Origin of the sequence: Shigella sp. FC1544 (assembly GCF_001722145.1) — a bacterium.
Classification (GTDB): domain Bacteria; phylum Pseudomonadota; class Gammaproteobacteria; order Enterobacterales; family Enterobacteriaceae; genus Escherichia; species Escherichia coli.
In genome coordinates this window covers 1-4,115 of the sequence record NZ_MECT01000159.1, presented here as the reverse complement: position 1 = coordinate 4,115, position 4,115 = coordinate 1, and the positions used below count along the sequence as shown (strand labels likewise).

Below are 4,115 nucleotides of genomic sequence, written 5' to 3'. Positions count from 1 at the left end.
TTTCTGGTGCGTACCGGGCTGAGAGGCGGTGTAAGTGAACTGTAGTTGCCATGTTTTACGGCAATGAGAGCAGAGATAGCGCTGATGTCCGGCAGTGCTTTTGCCGTTACGCACCACGCCTTCAGTAGCGGAGCAGGAAGGACATCTGATGGAAATGGAAGCCACGCAAGCACCTTAAAATCACCATCATACACTAAATCAGTAAGTTGGCAGCATTACCTGCATCTGTGTCTCTGTATCTGGTTAAAAAAAGTCTGACCGATAAATCATTTGGTTGGCGCACTGGAATAATCTGAGTTTTATCACTACAGCTTATAGAGGCTTAAGGAAATTCGTAAGATATCAGCCACTATACCGATATAAATAATAAGACTCACCTGCAAACCAGACGGTAATTTAATGATGATGAACGCTTTCTTTCCGGCAATGGCGCTTATGGTGCTAGTGGGTTGTTCTACACCGTCACCCGTGCAGAAAGCACAACGGGTAAAGGTTGATCCTCTGCGTTCGTTGAATATGGAAGCGTTATGCAAGGATCAGGCGGCAAAACGTTATAACACCGGCGAGCAAAAAATCGACGTCACCGCCTTCGAACAGTTCCAGGGAAGCTATGAAATGCGCGGTTATACCTTCCGTAAAGAGCAGTTTGTCTGTTCTTTTGACGCAGATGGCCATTTTTTGCATCTTTCCATGCGTTAAGCCCTGCTTTTTCCCGTTTCGTACTGTATATCTTCCATCCAGCGGGTATACTGATCCCTTCCTTTAAATCCACACGTATCCAGCACGAAATAATATGCAAAAGTTTGATACCAGGACCTTCCAGGGCTTGATCCTGACCTTACAGGATTACTGGGCTCGCCAGGGCTGCACCATTGTTCAACCATTGGACATGGAAGTCGGCGCGGGAACCTCTCACCCAATGACCTGTCTGCGCGCGCTGGGGCCAGAACCGATGGCGGCTGCTTATGTTCAGCCTTCTCGTCGCCCGACCGATGGTCGCTACGGCGAAAACCCCAACCGTTTACAGCACTACTATCAGTTCCAGGTGGTCATTAAGCCATCGCCGGACAATATTCAGGAGCTGTACCTCGGTTCTCTGAAAGAGCTGGGCATGGACCCGACTATTCACGACATCCGTTTCGTGGAAGATAACTGGGAAAACCCGACTCTGGGTGCCTGGGGACTGGGCTGGGAAGTGTGGCTAAACGGCATGGAAGTGACGCAGTTCACTTACTTCCAGCAGGTTGGTGGTCTGGAGTGTAAACCGGTTACCGGCGAGATCACCTACGGTCTGGAACGTCTGGCCATGTACATTCAGGGCGTAGACAGCGTTTACGACCTGGTCTGGAGCGAGGGCCCGCTGGGTAAAACCACCTACGGCGACGTGTTCCATCAGAACGAAGTGGAGCAGTCCACTTACAACTTCGAATACGCGGATGTGGACTTCCTGTTCACCTGCTTTGAGCAGTACGAGAAAGAAGCGCAGCAGCTGCTGGCGCTGGAAAATCCGCTGCCGCTGCCAGCCTACGAGCGTATTCTGAAAGCCGCCCACAGCTTCAACCTGCTGGATGCGCGTAAAGCCATCTCCGTCACCGAGCGTCAGCGCTACATTCTGCGCATTCGCACCCTGACCAAAGCAGTGGCAGAAGCATACTACGCTTCCCGTGAAGCCCTCGGCTTCCCGATGTGCAACAAAGATAAGTAAGAGGCGGCTATGTCTGAGAAAACTTTTCTGGTGGAAATCGGCACTGAAGAGCTGCCACCAAAAGCACTGCGCAGCCTGGCTGAGTCCTTTGCTGCGAATTTTACTGTGGAGCTGGATAACGCTGGCCTCGCACACGGCACCGTTCAATGGTTTGCTGCTCCGCGTCGTCTGGCGCTGAAAGTAGCTAACCTGGCGGAAGCGCAACCGGATCGTGAAATCGAAAAACGCGGCCCGGCGATTGCCCAGGCGTTCGACGCTGAAGGCAAACCGAGCAAAGCGGCAGAAGGTTGGGCGCGTGGTTGCGGTATTACCGTTGACCAGGCTGAGCGTCTGACTACCGATAAAGGCGAATGGCTGCTGTATCGCGCCCATGTGAAGGGCGAAAGCACCGAAGCACTGCTGCCGAATATGGTTGCGACTTCTCTGGCGAAACTGCCGATCCCGAAACTGATGCGTTGGGGCGCAAGCGACGTGCACTTCGTGCGTCCGGTGCACACCGTAACCCTGCTGCTGGGCGACAAAGTCATTCCGGCAACTATTCTGGGCATTCAGTCCGATCGCGTGATTCGCGGCCACCGCTTTATGGGCGAACCGGAATTCACCATCGACAACGCCGATCAGTATCCGGAAATTCTGCGTGAGCGCGGGAAAGTCATCGCCGATTACGAAGAACGTAAAGCGAAGATTAAAGCCGATGCCGAAGAAGCAGCGCGTAAGATTGGCGGTAACGCTGACTTAAGCGAAAGCCTGCTGGAAGAAGTGGCTTCGCTGGTGGAGTGGCCGGTCGTTCTGACCGCAAAATTCGAAGAGAAATTCCTCGCGGTGCCGGCTGAAGCCCTGGTTTACACCATGAAAGGTGACCAGAAATACTTCCCGGTGTATGCGAACGATGGCAAACTGCTGCCGAACTTCATCTTCGTTGCCAACATCGAATCGAAAGATCCGCAGCAAATTATCTCTGGTAACGAGAAAGTCGTTCGTCCACGTCTGGCGGATGCCGAGTTCTTCTTCAATACCGACCGTAAAAAACGTCTGGAAGATAACCTGCCGCGCCTGCAAACCGTGCTGTTCCAGCAACAGCTGGGTACGCTGCGTGACAAAACTGACCGCATCCAGGCGCTGGCTGGCTGGATTGCTGAACAGATTGGCGCTGACGTTAACCACGCAACCCGTGCGGGCCTGCTGTCTAAGTGTGACCTGATGACCAACATGGTCTTCGAGTTCACCGACACCCAAGGCGTTATGGGGATGCACTACGCGCGTCACGATGGCGAAGCGGAAGACGTTGCCGTCGCGCTGAATGAGCAGTATCAGCCGCGCTTTGCCGGTGATGACCTGCCGTCCAACCCGGTAGCTTGTGCGCTGGCGATTGCTGATAAGATGGATACTCTGGCGGGTATCTTCGGTATCGGTCAGCATCCGAAAGGCGACAAAGACCCGTTTGCGCTGCGTCGTGCCGCACTTGGCGTGCTGCGAATTATCGTTGAGAAGAACCTCAACCTTGATCTGCAAACGCTGACCGAAGAAGCAGTGCGTCTGTATGGCGATAAGCTGACTAACGCCAACGTGGTTGATGATGTTATCGACTTTATGCTCGGTCGCTTCCGCGCCTGGTATCAGGACGAAGGTTACACCGTTGACACCATCCAGGCGGTACTGGCGCGTCGTCCGACTCGTCCGGCTGATTTCGATGCCCGTATGAAAGCGGTATCGCATTTCCGTACCCTGGATGCAGCTGCTGCACTGGCGGCGGCGAACAAACGTGTATCTAACATTCTGGCGAAATCTGACGAAGTGCTGAGCGACCGCGTGAATGCCTCTACCCTGAAAGAGCCGGAAGAAATTAAACTGGCGATGCAGGTTGTGGTGCTACGTGACAAGCTGGAGCCGTACTTTGCGGAAGGTCGTTACCAGGATGCGCTGGTCGAACTGGCAGAGCTGCGTGAGCCGGTTGATGCTTTCTTCGATAAAGTGATGGTCATGGTTGATGACAAAGAATTGCGTCTCAACCGTCTGACCATGCTGGAGAAACTGCGCGAACTGTTCCTGCGCGTTGCGGATATTTCGCTGTTGCAGTAATAACGCCGTTATTAAAAAGCCTGCCATCTGGCATAATGCCGATCAGTTAAGGATCAGTTGACCGATCCAGTGGCTGTGTAAGAATCCGGAAACGCTCACTTGTTTCCGGATTTTTTTATGCACATTGGACAGGCTCTTGATCTGGTATCCCGTTACGATTCTCTGCGTAACCCACTGACTTCTCTGGGGGATTACCTCGACCCCGAACTCATCTCTCGTTGCCTTGCCGAATGTAAGCGTAAACTGACCGCCGTATGTAGCCATTAAGCCTGTATTGGTAACGTAGGTGCCCACCTTTTCAACTAGTGGACACCTGTTATGGAACAGAAAG

General features: G+C 53.0%; 4 protein-coding genes and 1 pseudogene. 4 read left to right on the top strand and 1 reads right to left on the bottom strand.

Annotation, left to right across the window (positions count from 1 at the left end):
* Positions 1-165 (bottom strand): IS1 family transposase (locus tag BGK49_RS26295; RefSeq protein WP_047664789.1); only part of this gene is annotated, 165 nt, incomplete at its 3' end.
* Positions 166-399: 234 nt separating this feature from the next.
* Between BGK49_RS26295 and BGK49_RS10125 the strand changes: the two genes are divergently transcribed.
* The 4 genes and pseudogenes from BGK49_RS10125 to BGK49_RS30155 form a co-directional block, all read left to right on the top strand.
* Entirely contained in the window at positions 400-699 is a 300-nt protein-coding gene (locus tag BGK49_RS10125) for a YsaB family lipoprotein (RefSeq protein ID WP_000980111.1), read from the top strand.
* 94 nt (positions 700-793) lie between these two features.
* The gene (gene glyQ, locus BGK49_RS10120) at positions 794-1,705 is read left to right on the top strand and encodes a glycine--tRNA ligase subunit alpha (protein ID WP_069375735.1); all 912 of its coding nucleotides are present in this window, start codon (positions 794-796) and stop codon (positions 1,703-1,705) included.
* A gap of 9 nt (positions 1,706-1,714) precedes the next feature.
* Positions 1,715-3,784 (top strand): glycine--tRNA ligase subunit beta, encoded by a 2,070-nt coding sequence (glyS, locus tag BGK49_RS10115; RefSeq protein ID WP_001291811.1) that lies wholly within the window; start codon positions 1,715-1,717, stop codon positions 3,782-3,784.
* Between the two features lie 99 nt (positions 3,785-3,883).
* Positions 3,884-4,015: pseudogene (locus BGK49_RS30155) on the top strand (hypothetical protein); the annotation flags it as partial.
* Positions 4,016-4,115 lie beyond the last annotated feature (100 nt).

Coding starts and splice junctions, on each gene's coding strand:
- glyQ (WP_069375735.1), top strand. CDS start 794: ATGCAAAAGTTTGATACCAGGACCTTCCAGGGCTTGATCCTGACCTTA.
- BGK49_RS10125 (WP_000980111.1), top strand. CDS start 400: ATGATGATGAACGCTTTCTTTCCGGCAATGGCGCTTATGGTGCTAGTG.
- glyS (WP_001291811.1), top strand. CDS start 1,715: ATGTCTGAGAAAACTTTTCTGGTGGAAATCGGCACTGAAGAGCTGCCA.